This window comes from Microbacterium lacus, assembly GCF_039531105.1.
GTDB classification, from domain to species: Bacteria; Actinomycetota; Actinomycetes; order Actinomycetales; family Microbacteriaceae; genus Microbacterium; species Microbacterium lacus.
The window spans coordinates 3,259,759-3,283,630 of the sequence record NZ_BAAAPK010000001.1 but is presented as its reverse complement, the minus strand read 5'-3'; the positions used below and the strand labels follow the sequence as shown (position 1 = coordinate 3,283,630).

The 23,872-nt window shown below is 65.2% G+C and carries 21 protein-coding genes; 15 read left to right on the top strand and 6 right to left on the bottom strand.

All coding sequences use genetic code 11. From position 1 onward, the window contains the following. Positions 1-149 precede the first annotated feature (149 nt). Positions 150-1,226: a mannonate dehydratase gene (locus tag ABD197_RS15530; RefSeq protein WP_344055761.1), complete on the top strand. Its 1,077-nt coding sequence runs from the start codon at positions 150-152 to the stop codon at positions 1,224-1,226. Between the two features lie 19 nt (positions 1,227-1,245). Here ABD197_RS15530 and ABD197_RS15525 read toward each other — a convergent pair whose 3' ends face one another. Continuing rightward, positions 1,246-2,367, bottom strand: a complete 1,122-nt coding sequence (locus ABD197_RS15525) for a zinc-binding dehydrogenase (protein WP_344055760.1) — start codon at positions 2,365-2,367, stop codon at positions 1,246-1,248. 373 nt (positions 2,368-2,740) lie between these two features. Here ABD197_RS15525 and ABD197_RS15520 point away from each other — a divergent pair, with 373 nt between their 5' ends. The 6 genes from ABD197_RS15520 to ABD197_RS15495 are packed head-to-tail and all read left to right on the top strand — an operon-like array spanning position 2,741 to position 9,224. Next, positions 2,741-4,156, top strand: coding sequence for an aldehyde dehydrogenase family protein (locus ABD197_RS15520; protein WP_344055759.1), 1,416 nt, complete (start codon positions 2,741-2,743; stop codon positions 4,154-4,156). Next, positions 4,153-4,686 (top strand): MaoC family dehydratase, encoded by a 534-nt coding sequence (locus ABD197_RS15515; RefSeq protein ID WP_344055758.1) that lies wholly within the window; start codon positions 4,153-4,155, stop codon positions 4,684-4,686. Before ABD197_RS15520 ends, ABD197_RS15515 begins: the two co-directional genes overlap by 4 nt. Beyond that, entirely contained in the window at positions 4,683-5,528 is an 846-nt protein-coding gene (locus ABD197_RS15510; RefSeq protein ID WP_344055757.1) for an HpcH/HpaI aldolase/citrate lyase family protein, read from the top strand. Before ABD197_RS15515 ends, ABD197_RS15510 begins: the two co-directional genes overlap by 4 nt. Next, the gene (locus tag ABD197_RS15505; RefSeq protein WP_344055756.1) at positions 5,525-6,673 is read left to right on the top strand and encodes a CaiB/BaiF CoA transferase family protein; all 1,149 of its coding nucleotides are present in this window, start codon (positions 5,525-5,527) and stop codon (positions 6,671-6,673) included. The genes ABD197_RS15510 and ABD197_RS15505 overlap by 4 nt, the downstream gene beginning before the upstream one ends. 17 nt (positions 6,674-6,690) lie before the next feature. After that, positions 6,691-8,031: an MmgE/PrpD family protein gene (locus ABD197_RS15500; protein WP_344055755.1), complete on the top strand. Its 1,341-nt coding sequence runs from the start codon at positions 6,691-6,693 to the stop codon at positions 8,029-8,031. Between the two features lie 35 nt (positions 8,032-8,066). Then, positions 8,067-9,224, top strand: a complete 1,158-nt coding sequence (locus ABD197_RS15495; protein ID WP_344055754.1) for an acyl-CoA dehydrogenase family protein — start codon at positions 8,067-8,069, stop codon at positions 9,222-9,224. Here ABD197_RS15495 and ABD197_RS15490 read toward each other — a convergent pair. Both ABD197_RS15490 and ABD197_RS15485 read right to left on the bottom strand, forming a co-directional pair. Beyond that, positions 9,218-9,913, bottom strand: a complete 696-nt coding sequence (locus ABD197_RS15490) for a GntR family transcriptional regulator (RefSeq protein WP_344055753.1) — start codon at positions 9,911-9,913, stop codon at positions 9,218-9,220. The two genes, ABD197_RS15495 and ABD197_RS15490, sit on opposite strands and share 7 nt — an antisense overlap. A 407-nt stretch (positions 9,914-10,320) precedes the next feature. Continuing rightward, complete coding sequence (locus ABD197_RS15485) at positions 10,321-11,160, bottom strand: helix-turn-helix transcriptional regulator (RefSeq protein WP_344055752.1); 840 nt, start codon at positions 11,158-11,160, stop codon at positions 10,321-10,323. Positions 11,161-11,245: 85 nt separating this feature from the next. Between ABD197_RS15485 and ABD197_RS15480 the strand changes: the two genes are divergently transcribed. Continuing rightward, positions 11,246-12,184, top strand: a complete 939-nt coding sequence (locus ABD197_RS15480; RefSeq protein WP_344055751.1) for an SDR family oxidoreductase — start codon at positions 11,246-11,248, stop codon at positions 12,182-12,184. Between the two features lie 404 nt (positions 12,185-12,588). On the opposite strand, the gene ABD197_RS15475 is transcribed toward ABD197_RS15480, so the two are convergent. After that, positions 12,589-13,530 carry a LysR family transcriptional regulator gene (locus ABD197_RS15475; protein WP_344055750.1) on the bottom strand — a complete coding sequence of 314 codons (942 nt, stop codon included), beginning with the start codon at positions 13,528-13,530 and terminating at the stop codon, positions 12,589-12,591. 126 nt (positions 13,531-13,656) lie between these two features. On the opposite strand from ABD197_RS15475, the gene ABD197_RS15470 reads away from it, so the two are divergent. Together ABD197_RS15470 and ABD197_RS15465 are read left to right on the top strand one after the other, a co-directional pair. Further along, positions 13,657-14,649, top strand: a complete 993-nt coding sequence (locus ABD197_RS15470) for a putative oxygenase MesX (protein ID WP_344055749.1) — start codon at positions 13,657-13,659, stop codon at positions 14,647-14,649. 20 nt (positions 14,650-14,669) lie between these two features. Next, positions 14,670-15,707, top strand: a complete 1,038-nt coding sequence (locus ABD197_RS15465) for a methionine synthase (protein ID WP_344055748.1) — start codon at positions 14,670-14,672, stop codon at positions 15,705-15,707. A gap of 50 nt (positions 15,708-15,757) precedes the next feature. On the opposite strand, the gene ABD197_RS15460 is transcribed toward ABD197_RS15465, so the two are convergent. Both ABD197_RS15460 and ABD197_RS15455 read right to left on the bottom strand, forming a co-directional pair. Then, positions 15,758-17,428 carry a glycoside hydrolase family 13 protein gene (locus ABD197_RS15460; protein WP_344055747.1) on the bottom strand — a complete coding sequence of 557 codons (1,671 nt, stop codon included), beginning with the start codon at positions 17,426-17,428 and terminating at the stop codon, positions 15,758-15,760. After that, complete coding sequence (locus tag ABD197_RS15455) at positions 17,425-18,477, bottom strand: LacI family DNA-binding transcriptional regulator (RefSeq protein ID WP_344055746.1); 1,053 nt, start codon at positions 18,475-18,477, stop codon at positions 17,425-17,427. The genes ABD197_RS15460 and ABD197_RS15455 overlap by 4 nt, the downstream gene beginning before the upstream one ends. 219 nt (positions 18,478-18,696) lie before the next feature. Here ABD197_RS15455 and ABD197_RS15450 point away from each other — a divergent pair, with 219 nt between their 5' ends. From ABD197_RS15450 to ABD197_RS15430, 5 genes are all read left to right on the top strand, one after another. Further along, positions 18,697-20,046: a type 2 periplasmic-binding domain-containing protein gene (locus ABD197_RS15450; protein ID WP_344055745.1), complete on the top strand. Its 1,350-nt coding sequence runs from the start codon at positions 18,697-18,699 to the stop codon at positions 20,044-20,046. 72 nt (positions 20,047-20,118) lie between these two features. Beyond that, the gene (locus ABD197_RS15445; RefSeq protein WP_344055744.1) at positions 20,119-21,072 is read left to right on the top strand and encodes a carbohydrate ABC transporter permease; all 954 of its coding nucleotides are present in this window, start codon (positions 20,119-20,121) and stop codon (positions 21,070-21,072) included. Beyond that, the gene (locus tag ABD197_RS15440) at positions 21,069-21,989 is read left to right on the top strand and encodes a carbohydrate ABC transporter permease (protein ID WP_344055743.1); all 921 of its coding nucleotides are present in this window, start codon (positions 21,069-21,071) and stop codon (positions 21,987-21,989) included. The genes ABD197_RS15445 and ABD197_RS15440 overlap by 4 nt, the downstream gene beginning before the upstream one ends. A 3-nt stretch (positions 21,990-21,992) precedes the next feature. Beyond that, entirely contained in the window at positions 21,993-22,973 is a 981-nt protein-coding gene (locus ABD197_RS15435) for a LacI family DNA-binding transcriptional regulator (RefSeq protein WP_344055742.1), read from the top strand. Positions 22,974-23,114: 141 nt separating this feature from the next. Beyond that, the gene (locus tag ABD197_RS15430) at positions 23,115-23,819 is read left to right on the top strand and encodes a TIGR00266 family protein (protein ID WP_344055741.1); all 705 of its coding nucleotides are present in this window, start codon (positions 23,115-23,117) and stop codon (positions 23,817-23,819) included. Positions 23,820-23,872 lie beyond the last annotated feature (53 nt).

Below are 23,872 nucleotides of genomic sequence, written 5' to 3'. Positions count from 1 at the left end.
GATCAAATGGGCAGAACTCTGCGCAACCGCAGTCATCATCCTCGCCCCCATCGTGCTGTTCACCCTCGTCATGCAACGACCACTCGTCAAAGGCATCACCGCCGGCAGCCTCAAATCATGACCCACGAAGAAGAAAGGTAAGAGATCATATGAAGGTTGGCCTTGGCATCCCCGGTCCGATCCTGAATGATGAGACCCTGATTTTCGCCCGACAGGCCGGGGCGACACATATTGTCGCGCACTTCGTATCCGGCCTGCTCGGCGAGAAAGAAGATACCTGGCTGCGCGGTGGCCTGCGGAGGTCGTACGAGAACGACCCGCGGTATGACTATGAGTCGCTCGTAGAACTGCGCGACCGTGCCTCCGAGCAGGGATTGACTCTCGAGTCCATAGAAAACTTCGCCCCGGCAGACTGGTACGACGTTCTCCTCGACGGCCCGCGCCGGGACGAACAAATGGACAGAGTCAAACAGGTCGTGCGGAACGTCGGTCGCGCGGGCATCCCCACGATGGGCTACAACTTCAGCATCGCCGGAGTCTGGGGTCGACCGCATCAGCCGACAGCGCGGGGTGGTGCGCTCTCTGCGACATTCGCCAATTCTGAGCAGACCCCCATCCCACGGGGGATGGTGTGGAACATGGTCTACGACGCTGAACTCTACGAGCGCAGCCTCCGCAATGGCGATTTCGTCGAGCCGATTTCGCAGGAGCAACTGTGGGATCGGTATTCTCGGTTCTTGAACGAGATCCTCCCCGTCGCTGAGGAGTCGGGTGTCATCCTTGCTTTGCACCCGGACGATCCGCCCCTACCCGAGTTGAGGGGCGCGGCTCGCCTCGTGCATCGGGCACACATCTACGACCGAGTACTGGGGCTCAATCGGTCGCCCTCGAACGCCATGGAGTTCTGCGTCGGGACCCTCTCGGAGATGCCCGACCAGGACATATATGAGGTTGTCGAGCACTTCGTGGCTACGGGACGCATCCAGTACGTCCATCTGCGGAATGTGCAGGGTCGAGTCCCCGACTATCGTGAGACATTCATCGACGAGGGTTATGTCGATATGCAGAGAATCCTTCGCATCCTGCACGAGGGGGGATTTGACGGCGTCGTCATTCCCGACCACACCCCCCTCATAGCGACATCGTCGCCGTGGCATACCGGAATGGCATACGCGCTGGGGTGGATTCGGTCAGCGATGAAGGCGGTCGGTGCCCTCGAAAGGTGACGGGTGGCGATCCGGCCGCTCACATCGAGATGAGCTGCCGGATCGCATCGCCCGAAGCGAGCGCCCTCATCCCGTCTGCAATCGATTCGAGCGGAATCACGTCTGATACAAGGCGGTCCACGGGCAGCTGCCCGGCGGAATACAACTCGAGGTATCGCGGAACATCGCGCCGAGGAACGGCCGAGCCCATGTACGACCCACGTATGACGCGCTCCTCCGCGACAAGGCTGATCGCGGGGATCGACAGTTGGCGTTCTGGGTGCGGAAGTCCGACGGTGACCGTGGTACCTCCCACGGCCGTCGCCGCATAGGCCTGTGCCAGCACGCGTTCGCTGCCCACGCTCTCTATCACCGCTGGTGTGCCCCCTCTACTGAGCGCGCGAACCGCTGCCACTGGATCGTCGCTTTCCGCGTTGACAACGTGGGTAGCGCCGAGCTCGACAGCGAGGTCCAGCTTGCGGGCGATCCTGTCGACGGCGATGATCGGGTGCGCACCCGCCGCACGCGCCCCGGCGATTGCGCTTAGCCCAATCCCGCCAAGCCCGAAAATCGTGATGCCTGTTCCCGCCGTCACACCCGCTGAGTTGAGCACCGCGCCGACTCCTGTCACCACTGCGCACCCGAACAGCGCAGCATCGCGCAACGAGATCGTTTTTTCGATTCGGATGAGGGATGCGCGCGATGCGACCAGGTGACGAGCGAAAGCCGACACGCCGTTGTGGTGGGAGAGAGTCGCACCGTCGGCATCCACGAAACGACGAGACCCCGTGAGAAGAGTTCCCTCGGAATTGGCGCGGTTCCCCGGCGCGCACAGCGCTGGCCGCCCGACTACACACCACTCGCAGCGGCCGCACGGTGGAACGAACGAGAACACCACGTGGTCGCCGACTTGGAAGTCGTCCACGTCGTCGCCGATCTCGGCGACGACACCGCTGGCCTCATGGCCGAGCACAAGCGGGAGTGGGCGGATGCGTGTTCCGTTGACGACCGATAGGTCGGAGTGGCAGATGCCGGCGAATGCAACCTGGACGAGGACTTCTCCGCGGCCGGGCGGCAGAAGTTCGACCTCTTCAACCCGAAGACCAGAGTATCGATCGTCGCTCGGGTCAGCGGATCGCAGAACTGCGGCGGTGGTCTTCATCGATATCACCCTTTGATTGAGATTACTATATTATATTTTATCACCACGACGCGGTGGGTGGGTTCCCGTCGCTCAGCTCGACGGGCTTGCGCGTGGCCTCCCGCTTTGGCGGACTCGCGGCCTCGACGTTGCAGCTGGATGAGCCATGACACCCTCTCCGTGGCCGCGTGCCGTAGGCACCGAGCCCGCCCTCGCGCCTCTGGCCCTGCCCAGTCTCTGCGAGATTCGCGGCAATGGGTAGTCTCGCTGTCGTCTGCGACAACATATCTTTCTCGATCGCGGAGGACGTGCACCAAAGTCGATCCAGTATGCGTAATATATAAAATATAGACGGGCGACGGCGCGCGCTCTCGCCCTCACAAGGAGGACTGCTTTGGCTCAGACGCTAGCCTTCATCGATGGATCCTCCGTCGATTGCACAGCAACCTACGAGAACATCGACCCCGCGGATGGCCGTAGCCTCGGGACCGTCGTCCGCTCCGGCCCCGCGGAGGTGGATGCCGCGGTCGAGGCCGCCGGTCGAGCTCAGCGTCTGTGGAGGCGCGCCACACCCGAACAAAGGGCGGGGGTGCTCACACGACTAGGTTCCCTAATCTTCGACAATCGTGACGAGTTGGCGGTCCTCGAGAGCGAGGACACGGGTAAGCCCTTATCGCAGGCTCTCGCTGATGTCGACGTTTGTGCCCGATACATGACCTTCTACGGTCACGCGATCGACTCGTACTACGGTCTTTCGATTCCGATTGGGCCAGACCACGTCGTATACACCCGACGCGAACCGTTCGGCGTCGCTGCGCACATTCTTGCCTGGAACTATCCTCTGCAGCTCTTAGGACGCGCGATAGGACCCGCGTTGGCCACAGGGAACGCATGCGTGGTCAAGCCGGCGGACGAGACTCCTCGTTCTGCTGTGCGGGTCGCCGAGCTCGCGATCGAGTCCGGGTTACCCAAGGGGGTCCTCAACGTCATCCCGGGGATCGGCGCGGAGACAGGCGCTCTCCTGGCTGAGCACCAAGGGGTGGCTCACATCGGGTTCGTCGGTTCGACCGCTATCGGCGCACAGATTGCGCGCTCGGCTGCCGAGCGGACCGTCCCCACCACCCTCGAGCTGGGTGGCAAGTCCGCTCAAATCGTTTTCCCGGACGCCGACCTCGACGCTGCCGTCCCGGTCTTGCTGAAGGCGATCATCCAGAACGCCGGACAGACCTGCTCAGCTGGCGCACGACTCCTCGTGCACCGGCACGTTCACGCCGAGATCATCGAACGGCTCGGCCGACGATTCGAGACGGTGACAATGGGCCGCGGTATCGACGACCCCGACCTCGGACCGCTCATCTCCGTAAAGCAGCAGAAGCGGGTAGAGCAGTTGGTGGCCGCTAGCTCAGGGCGAGTCATCGCCGGTGGCACTATACCGGCCGGGTACGACGAAGGAGCGTTCTTCTCCGCCACTCTCATCGATGACGTCGATCCCGCCTCCGAGATCGCGCAGGAAGAGGTCTTCGGGCCCGTCCTCGTCACCACTTCGTTCGATGACGAGGCTGATGCACTCGCTCTGGCGAACGGGACCGACTACGCGCTGCTCGGAGCCGTATGGACGCGAGACATCGGTCGCGCGCATCGGATGGCCGCAGAGATCGAGGCGGGCCAGGTGTACATCAACACCTATGGCGCGGGCGGGGGAGTGGAGCTGCCCTTCGGCGGATTCAAACGTTCCGGCTACGGCCGAGAGAAAGGCTATGAGGCGATGGACGCCTACACGCAGACCAAGACTGTGGTGGTGAAGCTGTGACTGGGAAGGAAGTCACTGGGTGGGAGGGGCGATTCTTCGAAGACTTTGCGATCGGAGACACCTACTATCACCCGCTGGGGAGAACCATCACGGCCACTGACAACACATGGTTCACTCTGCTCACGCAGAACACCGCCAAGGTTCACTTCGACTCTGCCTACGCCGCCTCTACGGAGTTCGGCAGGCCGCTGGTGAACTCGACTCTCACGCTGGCGCTCGTAACGGGCCAGTCAGTGATCGACCTCTCCCTGAACGTCTTTGCGAACCTCGGATGGGACGTGGTGCGGCTCCCGGCGCCTGTGTTCGAGGGTGACACCCTGTACTCCCGCTCCCGCGTCCTCGAGCTTCGAGATTCGGGGTCGCGCCCGGCTGTCGGACTCGTCACCGTGGTCACGGAGGGTTTCAATCAAGACGGAGTTATCGTGATCTCGTACCGGCGTACCTTCATGGTTTACCGCCGGGGCATGGCTCCGCTCGCTGACGTCAGACGACCGGACACGGCCAGTCTTGACGAGGCTTCAGCGCGATGAGTCGGTCACTCGCAGATGCGCGCTCCCTGCTCTTCGTCCCAGGCGACCGCCCGGCGCGCTTCGTCTCCGCAGCCGCAGCTCGCCCCGACGTGGTCGTGCTCGACCTCGAGGACGCCGTCGACGCGGCGAGGAAAGACCTTGCGCGCGAAAGCATCGCCCGGGCGGTCCACGACGGGCTCGGGCGTGATCAGCTCTTCATTGTTCGCGTGAACGGTCTGGATACCTCTTTCGCCGACGATGACCGTGAGATCTTCGGCGCAGCACGCGCCAGCGGATTCGCAGGCGTCATGGTGCCGAAGGCTGAGGACGCATCCATCCTCGAGAACTACACCACAGGTCTCGGCGAGGTCGTCGCACTCGTCGAGACGGCCGTCGGCGTTCGGCACGCGTATGCTCTCGCGCGCTCGCGTGCCGTCACGCGCCTCGCGCTCGGAACGATCGATCTCGCGCTCGATCTCGGGCAGGCCGCGGTGGAAAGGACCCCGGATGCCGATCCGACGATGGATCTGGTCAGAGCTGACCTCGTGCTCGACTCGCGAGCCGCACAGTGCGCCGCCCCGATCGACGGTGTGAGCGTGGCGCTATCCGATGATGATGCATTGACCGACTCTGTTCAGCGGGCGCGCGCCATCGGGATGACAGGGAAGCTTTGCATCCATCCTCGTCAGGTCGGCCTGACGCACGACGCGTTCATTCCAACGGACCTCGAGATCTCTTGGGCGTGGTCTGTCGTTAGAGCCGGCGGTCCCACCCATGGCGCCAAGGCGGTCGATGGAAAGATGATCGACCGCCCCGTCATCGAGCGGGCTCGTCGGATACTGGCAGAGGCGGGCACGCGATGACGAATGCCCCGCTTGCCGGCGTGACAGTCCTCTCTCTGGAACAAGCTGTCGCGGCACCGTTCGCCACCCGACAGTTGGCGGACCTTGGCGCCCGTGTTATCAAGGTCGAGCGCCCTGAAGGTGACTTTGCGCGCGACTACGACACGAAGGTCTACGGCGAATCGAGCTTCTTCACGTGGCTCAACCGCGGCAAGGAGAGCGTGGTCGTGGACCTCAAGACGGCCGACGGGATCGCCCTCATACGTCGAATCATCCGAACGGCGGATGTCTTCGTTCAGAATCTCGCCCCCGGCGCCGTCGGGCGTCTTGGACTTGACCCGCTGCAACTGCATGCCGAGGAACCCTCCCTCATCGCCGCTTCGATCTCTGGATACGGTGGCGGCGGACCTGCGGAGAAGAAGAAGGCGTACGACCTGCTTATCCAGTGCGAGGCCGGCCTCGTCTCCGTGACGGGCTCACCTGACGCCCCCGCGAAGGTCGGAATCTCCATTGCTGACATCGCCGCCGGCATGTACACCTACTCCGGTGTGCTTACCGCTCTCTACGAGCGTGAAAAGACGGGCGCGGGGCAAGTTTTCGAGGTGTCGATGCTAGAAGCACTCGGGGAGTGGATGGCGCAGCCCTACTTCTACGCGCGCTACGGCGGGGCTGACCCCGCCCGGGCCGGCGCGCGCCATGCCTCAATCGCTCCCTACGGACCGATGGCGTGCAGGGATGGAACGGTGTTTCTCGGTGTTCAAAACGATCGCGAGTGGGCTGCCTTGTGCAGGGACGTGCTGAATCGCCCCGACCTCGCTGAGGACCATCGCTTCGTGGGGAACACCGGGCGCATGGCGCATCGTCAGGACCTCGAGGATGTGCTTGCAGCCGCGTTCAGCGGTATCCGTGTCGATGAGGCCGAGGCGCGTCTGGATGCGGCGGGAATAGCGAACGCGCGGCTGAGGACGATGCAGGAGTTTGCAGATCACCCGCAGCTCGAAGCTCGCCGCCGCTGGCGTGACATTGCGACTCGTAGCGGCGTCGTTCGAGCAACGGTTCCCCCCGTCACGGTATTCGGCCGCGAGCCTCTCATGGGCCCAGTTCCCGCGATCGGTGAGCACAGCGAACAAATCCGTGCAGAATTCGGGGCAGGGGGGAGCGCTTAAGGATGGACGCCGCTCCGATGACCGCCGACCTCGCGCAGCATGCAACCAGGGCCCCCGTACCCGAGACCGCATCCGACAGATTGAGAATGCTGGCTGTCGATTACCTGTCCCTTGCACGCGCTGGCTCGCGGGCTCCGTCGGCTATTGCCGCCGTTGCCGCAGTGAGTGATGACGCCGGGAGCGCTCACATCGAAGGTTCGCAGGCGCGAGTGCCCGCCGAAGCGGCTGCCCTGGTGAACGGGATCTCAGCGCACGGGCTGGAACTGGATGACACTCACGAGGAGTCCTCGACGCATCCCGGTGTTGTCATCTGGCCAACTGTGTTCGCGCTGGCCGATCTCGACAGCATCTCCGTGGACGAGGCTCTCGCCGCTGCGAACGTCGGTTATGACGTGATGACGTCCAGCGGGGTGCTGATCGGTGCGGCGGAGGTCTACCGACGTGGTTTCCATCCCACAGCTGTCGCTGGAGCTCTGGGGGCAGCAGCTGCAGCGTCTCGGCTGCTCGAACTGGACGTAGAGCAAACGCAGAATGCACTCTCGCTGAGCGCCAACCTCGCGGCGGGAAGCCTGCAGTTTCTCACGGATGGAGCGTGGACGAAAAGACTCAATGCCGGCCATGCGGCTTCCGCGGGCATTCGCGCTGCGCGCCTGGCTCGCGCTGGCTTCCGTGCGCCCGCAGCCGCTATCGAGGGCGACCACGGGTGGTTGCGCCTCTACGGCGGCGGAATGTCGGCGGGCAACGAGCTGGACCTTTGCGCGGGGCGAGGTGTGCTTTCCACAAGCGTAAAGTTCTTCGCGTGCTGCCGGTATATGCACGGCGCTATGGATCTGCTGGCGGACCTGCACATGTCCCTCGGGCACCTCACGAGTGACGAGATTGCCCGCATAGACGTGGCAGTCATCGAGGCGGGACAAGCTCTTGTTTCGCTTCCACCCGCTCAGAAGCTGAGCGTCGCATCGACGGTGGATGCCCAGTTCAACATGCCGTTTGGTGCGGCGCTCGCCTTCACCACGGGTCGAGCCGGGCTCGAGGACTTCGATAACGCAGCGTCCGTGGCCGAGCGGTTGGCGCCGTGGATGTCGAAAATCCACACCGTGACCAGCGCGAAGGTGGAGGCCGCCTACCCTTCCAGATGGACCGCCGAGGTGCGCGTGTTGCTCGACGATGGGCAGGAGATCGCGCGGACCACCGAGAGCTTCCGAGGTTCCCCTTCGAGTCCACCTAATTGGGAGGACATTGCTGAGAAGGCGGCGGAGTTAGTCGGTCCTGATTCTGCTCGTGCGCTCGTCAAAAGGTGGCGACACGCTGACGGAGACGCTCCGCTCTCTTCGGTCAAGTTAGATAGCGCTTCGTAGTCTATTATATATAATCCATAGTATGGAGATTGACAATGATTGAACGTGAGCGACTTCGTGCGGACGTCGCGGCACTTTGTAGCGAATTTCCGGACGAGTACTGGCGAGAGCTCGACCAGCGCCGCGGCTACCCCGAGGAGTTCGTTGACGCCCTCACGAAGGCGGGATTCCTTTCTGCGCTTATTCCGACCGAGTTCGGCGGCCTGGGCCTGGGAATAGGGGACGCTAGTGTGATTCTGGAGGAGATCAACCGTTCGGGCGGACACTCCGGAGCATGCCACGCCCAGATGTACACCATGGCAGCCCTTCTCCGGCACGGCAGTGACGAGCAGAAGCGAGCGTACTTGCCGGGTCTCGCGGGCGGCAGTTTGCGACTCCAGGCGTTCTCGATCACGGAGCAGACCGCCGGCTCCGACACGACGCGAATCGAGACCGAGGCTGTCCGCAACGGGGATGGTTGGACAATCACCGGTGAGAAGAGCTGGACTAGTCGAATCGATCAGTCGGACCTCGCGCTCGTTCTGGCGCGGACCTCACCCCGTAACGACGGTCGGGGCCGCGCTGATGGGCTCACCCTCTTTCTCGTCGACCTGAGAGAGGTGCGCGCGAAGCAACCCGAGGCGCTGATCGTCGAGCCGGTCCGCACGATGTTCAACTTCGCTACCAATCGAGTGAGCTACCGAGGGATGCGGGTGCCGGCAGATGCCGTGATCGGTGATGTCGGCAAGGGCTTCCGCTATGTCCTCGATGGCTGGAACGCGGAACGAGTCCTGCTCGCTGCCGAGGCCATCGGCGACGGCTACTGGTTCATTAGCCGCGCGACGGCCTACGCGAATGAAGTGGAGCGCTTCGGCGCCAAGCTCGCGGTCAACCAAGGAGTCCAGTTCCCCATCGCACGTGCCTACACCAAGATTCGCGCGGCAGACCTAATGCGCTTTGACGCGGCGGAGCGCTTCGATCGCGGCGAGGCTTGCGGAGTAGAGGCCAATATGGCCAAGTTGCTCGCCAGCGACGCGAGTTGGGAGGCGGCCAACGTGGCGCTCGATACTCATGGCGGATACGGCTTCGTCGACACGTATGACGTCGAGCGAAAGTTCCGGGAAACGCGCCTCTATGGGGTGGCACCGGTCAACAGCAACTTGGTGCTCTCCTACGTGGGGACGAAAGCCCTTGGAATGCCCAAGTCCTACTGATCTGAGGAGTCGACTCGCTCGTCGTAGTGCGCAGCCAAGAGTTCTCCGGCATGAAGGATGTGCGTCGCCATCGCGGCTCGCGCGGCAGTTGGGTCATGCGCGGCAAGCGCGCGCAACAGAGCATCGTGATCCTCGAGCGTCGCGGCCTGCCAGCCCGAGATGGAGGCGTAGAAGCGTCGCGGAGCGTACTTTGAGAGCAAGCCGATGGTCGCGGCGATCTTCGGCGCGGCCGCCAGCAGATTGACCGTGCGGTGGAAGTCGTGGTTCAGCTGCTCCACGTCCTTGGCGTCGTCCCGCGCAGCAGCGGCCCGCAGGCGATCTTGAATCTTCTCAAGATTGTCCAAGTCTGTTGCATTGGCACGCGACGTCGCCCGGGCGGCAAGCTCGCCAGCGAGCAGACTCTGCGCGGTGAAGACGTCTCTGATGTCTGCGCCCGTCAAGTGCGCGACGGTGAAGCCACGCCGGGGTTCGTAGCGCAGGAACCCCTCAACTCGCAGAGCCTGAAGAGCCTCACGCGCCGGCGTCGAGGAGATGTCCAGAGCCTCAGCGATCAACTCCGGGCGGACACGAGTGCCAGGCCGGATCTGGCCCGAGACAACGAGTTCGCGGAGGTAGTCGCTGGCTTCATCACTGAGTTGACCGCGCCCGGCTCGTGAGGCTGGAATTGGCCAATCTGTCCCGGTCTTCAATCGAGCCCTTCTCTCGTGGGCACCATCGGTGCGGCTATCCCCCATATTATATATCGAGTGTCGAACCTCGGAGAGGGATGATCTGGGCAAACGAAATCCTTCCAGTGTCTTCGCCGCCAATGACCGTTCGGTGGCTGTTTGGTTTCGGTGTGGCCCGATTCATGCGGCCTCACGCGGAAGCACGAGCTGGCGTCATCCGAGACCAAGCTAGCCGATCACCCGAGTTCACACCGTTTCGTGAATCGATGTGGTTGTGCGCCGACGTGCGGCGTGGCGGTGTCAAGTGACGAGGAGTCCACGGCGCCTTGGTGTCGAAGTGCTGTGGTGGGTGGCCGAAGGACGAAAACCACTGTTTTCCGCGGCTTGTGGCGACGAGGTGGGGATAGTCCGGCCCGGTGGGTGGGGCGTCAGGGATCGGTGGCGCCGATCATCGTGAGCAGGGTGAGTTTCTCTTGACTCTCGCTCCCGGGGTTCGCCGTGTAGACGAGCAGTCGGTGCCCTTGTTCCTCGTCAAGCAAGGTCTGGCACGACAGGGTGAGCGCGCCGACGTGGGGGTGCACGTAGCGTTTGGTGTCGCGAGGGCGGACCCCGATTTCGTGAAGCTCCCAGACCCGCTGGAACTCTTCGCTCTCGTCGAGAAGCTGAGCGGCGAGCGCTGCGGCTCGCGAGCCGGAGCCGCGAATCGTTGCGAACTGTCGCAGACCCGAAGCGAACATCCTGCCGAGGAAGTCGTGATCGCGGGGGTCGTATCGCGCTCGGGTGGTGGGGTCGGTGAACCAGCGGTAGCCGATGCTGCGCGATGGTCCGGTGTAGCGGGTGAGGTCGCCGGTCAACGCACGGGCGGGATGCGTCTGACGCAGTGTCTCGCCGAGCTCGGTGACGATCTCGGCCGGGGTGTCTTCGAGACGATCGAAGATGCGCATCATCCCCGGACTGATGTGCTCGCTGATCCCTCCCCGAGGGGGTGGGGTGTGTCCTGCGAGGCGGAACAGGTGATCGCGTTCGTCGAGCGTGAGATGCAGTCCTTGAGCGATGGAGGCGATCATCTGCTCCGACGGCTGTGGGCCGCGCTGCTGCTCGAGGCGGGTGTAGTAGTCGGTCGACATGTGGCTGAGTCCGGCGACCTCTTCGCGGCGGAGACCGTCGGTCCGGCGGCGCGGGCCCGCTGCAAGCCCCACATCTTCGGGCTGCAGTGATGCTCGTCGACGACGCAGGAACTCCGCGAGCGCAGCCCGATCAATGACCATGCCTCGTTTCTACCTGCCCAGAGCAGACTGATCCATGGATCAGCGATCCCTGGATGCCGGTCTGGCGCCCGTCGATGCTGGGATCATGACGCGCACACCTATCGACATCACGCTCCCCGACCTCACTGGCACTCGGGCCATCGTCACCGGCGCCAGCGACGGCATGGGTCTCGTCATCGCCACCCGCCTCGCCGCCGCGGGCGCGGACCTGATCCTCCCCGTCCGCAACCGCACCAAGGGTGACGCCGCGATCGCCGCCGTTCGGGATGCTGCGCCGACCGCATCGGCTGAGCTTCGCGATCTCGACCTCTCGTCGCTGGACTCGGTGGCCGGATTCGCCGCGGGCCTCCTCGCCGACGGGCGCCCGGTGCACCTGCTCGTGAACAATGCCGGCGTGATGACCCCGCCGACCCGGCAGACCACGGTCGATGGGTTCGAAGTGCAGTTCGGCACCAACCACTTGGGGCACTTCGCGCTGGTCGCACACCTGCTTCCCCTGTTGCGAGCCGGGCAGGCGCGCGTTGTCTCGCAGATCAGCATCGCGGCGAACCAGGGGGCCATCAACTGGGACGACCCCAACTGGGAGCGCAGCTACGACGGAATGCGCGCGTACAGCCAATCGAAGATCGCCTTCGGCCTTTTCGGGCTCGAACTCAGCCGTCGAAGCCGAGCCGAAGGGTGGGGCATCACCAGCGCGCTCTCGCACCCGGGTGTCGCCCCGACGAACCTTCTGGCGGCGCGGCCCGAGCTCGGACGCACTCGTGAGACGGGGAGCCGCCGGATCATCCGGGCGCTCTCGGAGCGAGGCATCCTGCTCGGCACGGTCGCGACCGCGGCTCTGCCTGCCCTTCTGGCAGCCACGACCACGGATGCCGACGGCGGGTTCTTCGGCCCGAGCGGTCCCGGACACCTCGGCGGACGCCCCGCTCAACAGAAGCTCTATTCCCGTCTGCGCAGCCCTGAAGACGCGTCCCGCATCTGGCAGCTCTCATCCGAGCTCACCGGAGTCCACGCCAGCACGTAAGGCTGAGGGGCGACAGGAAGACGTCCGCGAGAATTTCTAATCGCGAAGTGGGGGTGAAGGCCAGTACAAGTAGAGGCTCTTCGGCCATGCCTTTAGTTCCGCGGGGTCGGCGGAGGAACATCGAACGCTGGGCGTGCGACGCACCGTGGCCTGCCAAGAATGAGAAAGGATTGCGAAACTCTGGGTCGCCGTGAACGTCTGTAAACCTCGACCTACACCAAAGCGGACCATGGATTTCCGGCGCGAAACACCCTGAATCACCTCGGGTGCGAGCTGAATCGGCGGAGTTCAAATCCCTCCGTCTCCGCCACGCAGGCCCGGGTCGGTCCGGGCCATCCGCGTTGGTCTGGAAGCTCACGGGACTGCGCGCGAACACGTCAGGCGGCCTGGAAGTCGCGTGCGGATCAGCCGATCAACGTCACCCCGAAATCTGTCACGACGGATCGAAGTTCGGCGAGGTAGCGCTGTGCCTGCTCGGTGAGGGGGATCGCGGAATGGCCGATCCAGCCGATCTCGATGGACTCTTCGACCTCGAGCGGGATCGCGGTGATCTCGGGGTCGAGGTCGTCGCTGATGATTCCGGTCGAGATCGTGTACCCGTCGAGGCCGATCATGAGGTTGAAGATGGTCGCCCGGTCGGAGACCCGGATCTCCTGCCTGCTCGAGAGCGTCGAGAGGATCTCCTCGGCGAAGTAGAAGGAGTTGTTCGCTCCCTGATCGAAGGTGAGCCGCGGCAGGTCGGCGAGATCGGCGAGTGTGACCCGATCTCGAGTCGCGAGCGGGTTCTTCCGGGAGATGAAGATGTGCGGCTCGGCGAGGAAGAGCGGTCGGAACGCGAGCCCGGAGTCGCGCAGCAGCTTGTCGATCACCCTCCGGTTGAAGTCGTTCCGGTACAGGATGCCGAGTTCGCTGCGGAGTGTGCGGACATCCTCGATGATGTCCCACGTCCGGGTCTCGCGCAGGGAGAATTCGTACTCCGCCGCACCGCTGGATCGCACCATCCTCACGAATGCGTCGACGACGAACGAGTAGTGCTGCGCGGAGACCCCGAGCAGGCGCCGCGACGGGGGCCGGCCCAGATAGCGCTGTTCGAGGAGGGAGACCTGCTCGATCACCTGCCGGGCGTATCCGAGGAACTCCGCACCGTCCGCGGTGAGCGTGACCCCGCGCGCGGAGCGCAGGAGCAAGGACCGACCCACGCGGGACTCGAGGTCCTTCATCGCTGCGGACATCGTCGGCTGCGAGACGTAGAGCAGGTCGGCTGCGGCGCTGATGGACCCTTCCGCCGCGACCTCGATGAAGTATCCGAGTTGCTGGAGGGTGATGCCGTTCGATGCGCGAGCCATAGGCAGAGACTATATGCAGGCATAGCGCGGGCGAGTTACCCGATGGGACGTCTCTGACTGCACGATGGGACGCATCGACTCCCTGCAGGCCGAGCCCGGCCGATCAGCCACTGGATTGGCCCGCTCATGGCGACCGCTCTCACCTTCCGCATCACCACGACGCGCTTCGATGCCGACTACGCACCATCCGACAGTTCCCGGCTCACGACGAATTTCGCCAACCTGGCGCGAGGGCGGGAACGGCAGCAGAATCTAAGCAACGCGCTGATGATGATCGACCGCCGGTTCAACGATCTCGCTTCGTGGGACAACCCGGACGGTGATCGGTACACCCTCGAACTCGACATCGTCTCGGTGGGCGTGCAGCTGACGGACGACAGCGAGGAGCCGGAGTTCCCGCTGCTGGAGATGCTGGACATCCAGATCGTGGACCAGGTCACCGGCATCCGCCGGCACGGGATCGTGGGGAACAACTTCTCGTCCTACGTCCGCGACTTCGACTTCAGCATCCTGCTGCCGGCTGTCAACGAGCAATCGGCCGAGTTCGCGACGCCGCGAGACTTCGGCGAGCTGCACGGCAAGCTGTTCCAGCACTTCCTGGACTCTCCGGCGTACCGCGAGCGCTTCGTGCTCCCTCCCGTCATCTGCATCAGCGTCTCGACGAGCAGAACCTATTCCCAGACCGACAATCGCCATCCGATCCTCGGGGTCGAGTACTGTCAGGACGCCTTCTCGCTGACCGACGAGTACTTCGCCAAGATGGGCCTTCGGGTCCGGTACTTCATGCCTCCCGGCAGCGTCGCTCCGCTTGCGTTCTACTTCCGCGGTGATCTGCTCAACGACTATTCCCCTCTGCAGCTGATCGGGACGATCAGCACGATGGAGACGTTCCAGAAGATCTACCGGCCGGAGATCTACAACGCCAGCGCTGCCGCTCCGTCCGTGTACCGTCCACGCTTGGAGCATCAGGACTTCGCGCGGGTGCCGATCACGTACGACCGGGTGGAGCGCAGTCAGCTCGCGATCAAGCAGGGGAAGTACGCGGAAGAGCACTTTCTGAAACCGCACGCGAGAGCGCTCGAGCAGTGGGCGACCGGCCGGCCCGTCCCCGTCGCATGACCTCCGAAGGATCGTCCGCCATGACCACGCTTCTGCCCACCTCCATCGTCGGCAGTCTGCCGAAGCCGTCCTGGCTCGCGCAGCCCGAGACCCTCTGGTCGCCCTGGAAGCTGGAGGGCGACGCGCTCACCGAGGGCAAGCAGGATGCGCTGCGAATCGCCGTGCACGAGCAGCGGCGCGCCGGCATCCACGTCATCAGCGACGGCGAGCAGACGCGCCAGCACTTCGTCACGACCTTCATCGAGCATCTGAGTGGGGTCGATTTCGAGCAGCGCGAGACGGTGCGGATCCGCAACCGGTATGACGCGAGCGTACCGACCGTCGTCGGTGCCGTCGGCCGCGAGAAGCCCGTGTTCGTCGATGACGCCGCGTTCCTTCGCACCCAGACCGATCAGCCCATCAAGTGGGCGCTTCCGGGCCCGATGACGATGATCGACACCCTGTACGACCGGCATTACAAGAGTCGCGAGAAGCTCGCATGGGAGTTCGCGACGATCCTCAATCAGGAGGCGAGAGAACTCGAAGCGGCGGGGGTCGACATCATCCAATTCGACGAGCCCGCGTTCAACGTGTTCTTCGACGACGTCCGGGACTGGGGTGTCGCGACACTCGAGCGCGCCGCGGAAGGACTGCGGGCCGAAACCGTCGTGCACATCTGCTACGGCTACGGCATCAAGGCGAACACCGACTGGAAGGCGACGCTCGGCTCGGAGTGGCGGCAGTACGAGCAGACCTTCCCGCTCCTGCAGCGGTCCGCGATCGACGTCGTCTCGCTGGAGAGCCACCATTCCCACGTCCCGATGGAGCTCGTCGAGCTCATCCGCGGAAAGAAGGTCATGCTCGGCGCGATCGACGTGGCCAGCACCATGATCGAGACCCCGGAGGAGGTCGCCGACACGATCCGAAAGGCGCTCGCGTACGTCGACGCCGGCGACCTCGTCCCCAGCACGAACTGCGGGATGGCGCCGTTGCCCCGGGATGTCGCGCTCGGCAAGCTTGCGGCGCTCAGTGCGGGGGCGCGGATCGTGCGTGACGAGCTGGATCCGCCGGCCGGCTGAACGCGCTGATCGCAGGCCGGCCGATGCCGGATGGCGTCGGAGGCGGACTCCTATGCCCCTTCGGTGACGCGGTACCAGACCGTGGTGTCGCCCAGCAGAGCGGCGCCCGCGAGCGGCGAACTGCTGATCAGGATGTCCCTCGAAGGCAGCGGCACGTCCTCCAACCCGAAGTTCATCACGCACCCCCACTCGCCCCGCGTGAAGTGGAGAAGGTTTGCAGGTCGTTCGGTCTCATGCCATTCGAGAGCCGGTGAGGCGAGCCCACTGCCCCGCAGCTCGGACCTCAGCGCGAGGGCCTTCCGGTACATCGACAGCGTCGAGGTCGGATCAGCCTTCTGAGCCTGGACGGAGACCGCTCCGAAATCGGGTGGCATCGGAAGCTGCGGGGTCGCGGCGGTGAACCCGAAGTGCGGCGGATGTGTCGTCCACGGCACCGGGACGCGGCATCCGTCTCGGCCCTTCTCCGCGCCGTCTGTGCGGACGTGGATCGGGTCCTGAAGCACGTCGAGCGGCAGGTCGGCGACCTCGTGCAGGCCGAGCTCCTCACCCTGGTACAGGTACGCAGACCCGGGGAGGGCGAGCATCAGAAGCGTGGCGGCTCGTGCGCGTCGGAGTCCCCGCGCACGGTCCAATTCGGGCTCGGTTCCGCCGGTCATCAGCCACGCTTCGAGGCTGGTGTCTGTCGGCAGCCCGTAGCGCGTGGCGTGGCGCACGATGTCGTGGTTGCCCAGCACCCACGTCGAGGACGTGCCGGTCTCGGCGGCGATGGCGAGGTTCTCCTCGATGATCCGGCGGAAGCGCGTGGCGTCGTACGGTGCGTGGAGGAGATCGAAGTTGAACGCCTGGTGCAGCTCATCGGGGCGGCAGTACAGCGGGCGTCGCTTCGCGTTGACGGCGGCCTCCGCGACCGCGATGCGCGGGGGGTCGTAGCCGTCGAAGATCGTCCGCCAGTCGCGGTAGATCTCGTGCACCTCGTTGCGATCGAAGAGCACGTCGTCACCCGAGTCCGGGTTGTCGAAGTCGATGATCACGGGCTTGGAGCGCAGCGGCTCGGACAGATCCTTGGTGAGGGCGTGGGCCACGTCGATGCGGAAGCCGTCAACGCCCAGATCGGCCCAGAACCGCAGCGTCCGGCGGAAGTCCTCACGGACGTCCTCGTTCGTCCAGTCGAAGTCCGGCTGGTGGTGCGAGAACAGGTGCATGTACCACTGCTCCGGCCGGCCATCGGTGATGACACGTGTCCACGCGGCACCCCCGAAGCGGCTCGGCCAGTCCGAGGGCGGCAGGTCGCCGCCCGGGCCCCGTCCGTCGCGGAAGATGTAGCGCGCACGAGCAGCCGAACCCGGGGGAGAGGCGAGCGCTTCGCGGAACCATTCGTGGCGGTCGGACGAGTGGTTCGGCACGATGTCGACGATGAGCCGGATGCCGTGGCTGTGCAGCGCGGCGACGAGATCGGCGACATCGGCGAGGGTCCCGAGCCGCGGGTCGACGGCTCTGTGGTCGTCGACGTCGTAGCCGCCGTCGGCGAGCGCCGATGGGTAGAAAGGGCTCAGCCAGACGGCATCCACCCCCAAGCCAGCGAGATGGTCGACCTTCTCGATGATGCCGGCGATGTCACCGAGACCGTCGCCGTCGGCGTCCCGGAACGAGCGGGGATACACCTGGTAGACGACGGCATCGCGCCACCAATCCGGGTCTGCGGAGACGGCGGACCGGTTCACGGGGTGACCTGCTCTGCGCTCTCCGGCGACACCTGGAGCGCCGGGCCGGTGGAGCCTCTCACCTCGAGCTCGCCCTCCCAGAGTTCCGGCGGCGGCGCCTCCTCCGCGCCGCCGATATGCGCGATGAGCAGCTTCGCGGCGGCCGCGCCGATGGCCCGCGCCGGAGGCGAGATGGTCGTCAGCGGCGGGACGGTGAGCGCGACGAGGTTGTCCGGCGTCCCGATCGAGATCACCGAGAGCTCGCGAGGAATGCGATCGCCGTGATTCTGCGCGGCCGCCATGAAGCCGACGACGGCGTCCGCATTCATGGCGACGATGCCGGTGTACTCCAGGTCGGCGGCAAAATGATCGTCGTAGAGGACGCGACCCGCATCGACCGAGGAGTCCACGTGGAAGATGTGCGGCGTCAGCCCCCGGCGGCGGCAGGCGTCCTCGAAGCCGTTCTCCGCCCGCAGCACGGCGCCGAATCTCCGGTGGACGGTCGATGTCGAGCCGCCGATCATGGCGATCCGGCGGTGGCCGAGATCTGCCAGGTGCGCGACCGCCCGATCAGCGACGCGCTCGAAGTCGCGGTCGGCGGCGACGACGCCGGGAATGGCATCCGCGGTGCGCCCGATCAGGCCGAGGGGGACTCCGGCGTCGACGAGGATGTCGACGCGTTCGTCCTCCATCTGCACTTCCATGAGAAGCACACCGTCGATCATCCCCCCTTTCTGAAGGGCGAGGGCCTCGAGCACATCGAGCCCGTCCGTCGGCCACAGCATGAGGTGATACCCCTGTTCGCGCGCCGTGTTCGCGGCGCCCAGCACGTACTCCAGATCGGCGTTGGACATGCCCCGCTCCCTGGTGGGGAACAGGAGAGCGATGATCATGCTCTTGCCGCCGGCCAGCCCTCGTGCCATGGCGTTCGGTCGATAATCCAGATCCCGCATCGCGGCGAAGATGCGCGACCGCGTCGCATCGGAGATCGGGCGCTTGCCGCTAATGGCATACGACACAGCGGCTTCGGACACTCCTGCGACGCGGGCGACGTCGGCGCGTGTGGCCATGGGTGATCTCCTCGTACTCCGGTGTTCGAGCATGGCGCCTCGAGGGTGCCGTTACTTCATTGTTACATTTCCTTGTTGACGCGCGTCAACCCCCTCACCATACTGGTTCCACGATCGTTGACGCGCGTCAACTCGCACCGAACACGATCTCCGGTATCTCGCAGTCGAGGCCGGTCCAGAAACTCCGATTCCGCGGGGTATGCGTTCTAAGGAGAACACATGAGCAGGCAAGCACACCGCCGGATGCTGCGCAGGGGAGCCCGATCCCTCGCGCTGGGCAGCGGCATCGTCATCACCGCCCTCCTGGCTGCCGGATGCGCGTCCGGCGGGGGGGAAGCGCCCGACGCCGGCGACGCCACCGGCACGATCACCATCTGGGCACAGGAAGGTCAGGAAGGCGAGGTGCAGGCGGCCAAAGACGTCGTCGCCGCCTTCAACGAGTCGCAGGACGACATCACGGCTGAACTGACGCTCATCCCCCAAGCGACGTACGGTCAGACGCTGGCGTCGACCGATGTCGACGCGCTACCGGACGTCTACGAGTTCGACGGCGAGACGCTGGGTGCGCTCGTGTACGCGGGCAAGCTGCGCCAGCTCGACGGACTCGTCGCAGACGACACCATCCAGTCGCAGATCCCGTCGATCCTCGCCGAAGGGACCTACTCGGACGGCAACGTGTACGCGGTCGCACAGTACGACTCCGGACTCGGGCTCTACGGGAACGCATCGCTGCTGGCCGCGGCGGGGATCACCGACGTGCCGACGACGGTCGAGGACGCCTGGACGGTCGATGAGTTCCAGGACGCGGTCGTCGCGCTCGCCGGCGTCACGCCCGGCGGCAAGGGACTGGACATCAAGGAGAACTACGCCGGCACCTGGCCCGGGTATGCCTTCACCCCGGTCGTGAACTCTGCGGGTCAGCCCCTCGTGAAGGGCGGGTCGGCCGAGGGCACCCTGAACGCGCCCGAGGTCGCTGACGCTCTTACGCGGTTCGCGACGTGGCGGCAGTACGTCGATCCCAATGCCGACGACAAGGCGTTCACCGATGGGCGCGTCGGCCTGTCGTGGGTCGGCCACTGGAACTACCCCTCCTACGCCGAGGCTCTCGGTGATGACCTCGTCGTGCTTCCGCTGCCCGACTTCGGCAATGGCACCAAGAGCGGGCAGGGTTCCCACGCGTGGGGCATCGGTGCGAACTCCCCGAATGCCGCGGCCGGTGCGAAGTTCCTCGAGTTCCTGATGCAGGACGAGTGGATCACCCAGATCACGACGGCCAACGGTGCCGTTCCCGGCACGACGTCGGCCATCGCGGCGAGCGAACTGTACGCCGAGGGTGGGCCGCTGCGCCTGTACTACGACCAGCTCCAGCTCACGTGCGGCTCGGAGCCGCCGACGCCCGACTGTGTCACCGTGCCGCGCACGATCAGCCCCGCCTGGCCCGTGATCAACAGCGCGTTCAGTGAGGCGTTCTGGGCGATCTACGGAGGAGCCGACGCCCAGACCGAGCTCGACAAGGCCGTGAAGACCATCGATCTCGACTACGCCGACAACGGCGGGTACGAGGACTGACGATCAACGATCCGGGCGCGGCGGGGGCCGCGCCCGGATCACCCCCTCAGCGTCGAGACAAGGAGCACGAGCATGTCCATCACCGCCGTCCCCATCCAGACCGTGAAGGTGCGCAAGCGCCGATCGACGTTCGGTCACGACCAGCGCGCGGGGCTCCTCATGAGCCTGCCGGCCCTGATCCTGCTCATCGCGATGGTCGTGGTGCCGTTCATCATGGCGTTCGTCCTCTCGCTCTACAACGTGCGGCTGGACAATGCTCGGCCCCCGACGTTCATGGGGCTAGAGCAGTACCGCCGCATCCTGTTCGATCCCGACCTCAGCCCGATCTTCTGGCGCAGCCTGATCAACAACTTCACATTCGCGCTCATCGTGGTGCCGGTCCAGACCGCGCTCGCCGTCGGTCTCGCCGTGCTGCTCAATCAGAAGCTCAAGGGCATCGCGGCCTTCCGCACCTTCTTCTTCCTGCCGGTCGTCTTCCCCATGGCGCTCGTCGCGGTGATCTGGACCCTCATCTTCGCCAGAGACGCGTCCGGCCTGCTCAACGGGTTCCTGTCATGGGTCAGCTTCGGGCTCATCCCGCCGCAGGACTGGCTCGGCAACCCTGCCCTGGCACTGACTTCGATCGCTCTCATGTCGATCTGGGCGGGCGTCGGCTTCCAGATGGTGATCGTCCTCGCGGCACTGCAGGACATTCCGCCCGAGCTCTACGAGGCCGCGTCGATCGACAAGGCCTCCAAATGGCAGCAGTTCGTCCACGTCACGCTGCCGGGCCTGAAGAACACGCTCATCTTCATCATCATGATCACGACGATCTTCTCGCTGCGGCTCTTCGACCAGGTCTACATCATGACCAGCGGTGGCCCGAACGATGCGACGACCACGGTCATGTACCAGGCGGTGACCTCGGCGTTCCTGGAGAACAACGTCGGCCGCGGCTCGGCGATGACAGTCGTGTTCGTCATCATCATCATGCTCATCACGCTCGTGCAGCGCCGTCTGCTGCGCCAGGACAAGGAGATCTCATGAGCACGTCCACCCTGACCCGCGGCGACGCTGCCGCGGCACGGCGCAGCGGCCCTTCGCCACGCGGTCCGCGCCTGACGATGGCTGCCCGCGAGCGTCGTCGCAAGTTCTTCGCGTACGTCGTCCTGTCGATCGTCACACTCTTCTTCTTCGCACCGATCGCGTACATGATCATCGGGTCGTTCAAGCCGTCCGCGAAGGTGTTCGCCGGCATGGCGGGCTTCCTCCCCGTCGATATGTCGTTCGACAACTACATCGGTGTGATCAACAGGTTCAACGGGCCCCAGTCCGGGTACTTCTGGAACTTCTACCTCACGTCGGCGATCGTGAGCTTCTTCATCGTCGTGGGCGGGCTCGTGGTGAACTCGATGATCGCGTACGCCCTGGCCCGTTTGCGCTGGCGGGGTCGCAACGCGGTCCTCACCCTTGTCGTGATCCTCGTCATCCTGCCGTTCGAGGCGATCGCGGTGCCGCTGTTCTACCTCCTGAACGATTACCGGAACACGTACTTCGTGCAGTTCCTGCCGTTCATCGCCTCGGCGTTCTCGATCTTCCTCTTCTACACGTTCTTCATCGGGCTCCCCGGCGAGATCCAGGAGGCGGCGCGGCTCGACGGCGCCGGCCCGTGGCGCGTGTTCTTCCAGGTGATCGTGCCGATGTCCAAGCCCGTCTTCGCGTCGGTGACGATCCTGAGTTTCCTGGCGGCGTGGTCGTCGTTCCTCTTCCCGGTCATGATGATCGACCAACCGGCCGTGCGGCCGCTGCCGCTCGCGATCGCGGTGTTCAAGGCTCAGCCGCCGACCGACTGGGGACAGATCTTCGCGTTCGGTGTCCTGCTGGTGATCCCCGTCGTCGTCGTGTTCCTGCTGTTCCAGCGGTTCTTCATCCAGAGCGTCGCTTCGTCCGCCGTGAAGGGGTAGTCGATGCCGCCCGCCACGATCACCGATGTGGCACGCGCAGCGGGGGTCTCGCCCTCCACCGTCAGCAGGGCGCTGAACGGGGGGAGGGCCTCCGCGGCCACGATCGACCAAGTCAATCGGGCCGCCGCGAGCTTGAAGTACCGTCCGTCCTACATCGGCCGCGTCCTTTCGGCCGGGAGAACGGACAGCGTCGCCGCCGTGGTCGCGTCCCTGCGTCGCAGTGCTCTCATCGAAGCGCTCGGCGGACTCCATGCCGAGGCGGCTCGGCAGGGGTTGAGCGTGACGCTCGTCGAGCCCTCCGGGGGGCAGGGGCGCGATGACGCCGCGTTCCTGCGCCGAGACCGAGACCGCTTCGACGGCATCGTCCTCCTCGGTAGAACTGTCGCCGAGAGTGAGCGCGAGATCGGCGGTGAGAAGCTCATCGCCATCGGCTCTTACGGGAAGGACGAGACCGTCGGAACGCTGGACCCGACGGCGACGGCGGCGGAGCATCTGCGCAGGCTCGGGCATCGAAGCGTTCACTACATCGGTGTTGCCCATGCCGACCCGGAACGCACGGACTACGACGGTTCCCGTGAGACCAGCTTCTTCCGCTCGTGTTCCGACTCGTTCGTCGCCGCGACGAGCTCCGGAACCGCGCCCACCGTTGAGGGCGGCTTCTCAGCGACCGTGACAGCGGTGACCGGGAGTTCGGCGCGTCCGTCGGCACTGATCGCCGGAACCGCGGAAATCGCGATCGGATCCGCGACGGCGCTCCGACAGCTGGGATTGCACGTGCCGGGCGACATCGCTCTGATCGGGATCGAGGATCACCCTCTCGCCGCACTCCTCGGTGTGACCACGATCGACGTCGGCTCGGAGGCGCGAGGACGCCGAATCGCGTGCGATGTCGCAAAAACTCTGCATCCGGAGGCGGTCGACATGTCCGCCGTCCCGCCGGTATCCGCGCCGCGCGTCAGTCTGCGGCTGCGATCGTCGTGCTAACGCTTCAGGCTGGCGCTGGCTGATGTCGCCGAGGGGCGTCGCATCCGGCGCGACCATGCGACTGGTCGGTTTGTCCAGGAGCTCTTCCGGCATCCGGATCGGTCCTCGTCCGCGGCTGACTCGAGGACTACAGTGACGGGCATGAGGCCCGTCATCGCCGGCACCACCATGCCCATCCTCGAGATCACTCTCGACCCCGGAGAGTCCGTCGTCGCGGAGGGAGGCGATGTCGCCTGGCTCAGTCCCGGGATGCAGCTGGACACCTCGACCGCGCACGGCTCCGGCGGCCAGGGCGGCTTCATGAGCAGCCTCAAGCGCGTCCTCGGGGGTGGGCAGCTCTTCCTCACCCGCTACACCGCACCCGCCGGCGGACTCGTCGCCTTCGCGGCCCAGCTGCCGGGGACCATCCGCGAGGTGCAGATCGATCCGGCGGACAACTTCATGATCCAGTCCGGCTCGTACACCGCCAGCACGCCGGACGTGGAGGTGTCCGTCGCGCTGCAGAAGAAGCTCGGCGCGGGCATCTTCGGCGGGGCAGGGGTCGTCTTCCAGAAGCTCTCCGGCAACGGGACGGCCTGGGTGCAGCTCGCGGGCGAGATCACCGAGTACGAGCTCGCGGCGGGCCAGTCGCTGCTCATCCACCCGGGGCACCTCGCCATGTTCCGCGCGGAGATGCCCCTCGAGTTCGCCAGCATCAAGGGGATCAAGAACAAGTTCTTCGGTGACTCCCTGTTCCTCGCGGAGCTGCATGGACCCGGTCACGTCTGGCTGCAGTCGATGAACGCCGCGAAGCTCGCCGCGGCGATCGAGCCCTACCTGCCGCAGCAGAGCGGCGACAAGAACTGACCGCCTAATCCCTCCGCCGCGCGGACGCCAGCCCTCGCGTCCGTGCGCCGGAT